General features: G+C 26.4%; 1 protein-coding gene. It reads left to right on the forward strand.

All coding sequences use genetic code 11. The features are described 5' to 3' along the window. A partial coding sequence (locus N2692_03130; protein ID MCX8016258.1) for an insulinase family protein occupies window positions 1–341 on the forward strand: 341 nt, incomplete at both ends.

Raw genomic sequence — 341 nt, forward strand, 5'->3', positions numbered from 1 at the left:
CTTTTAGTGCCAGATAAATTAAGTTTAACAACAACTATTTTAATTTTGGTAAAAACTGGATCTGAATTTGAAACAAAAGAAAATAATGGTATTTCTCATTTTTTAGAGCACATGTGTTTTAAGGGCACAAAAAAAAGACCCTCCCAGTTAATTATTAGTACTGAATTAGAAAATATTGGTGCAAAATATAATGCATTTACTTCTCAGGAATATACTGGTTATTATGCTAAAGTAAGAAATGAAAAATTTGAAAAAGCTTTAGATATTATAGCTGATATTTATTTAAATCCCTTATTAGATGAAAAAGAGATAGAAAAAGAAAAAGGGCTGTCTCTTATACA

Source organism: Patescibacteria group bacterium, from assembly GCA_026415775.1.
Lineage (GTDB): Bacteria > Patescibacteriota > Minisyncoccia > UBA6257 > JAAZHW01 > SKW32.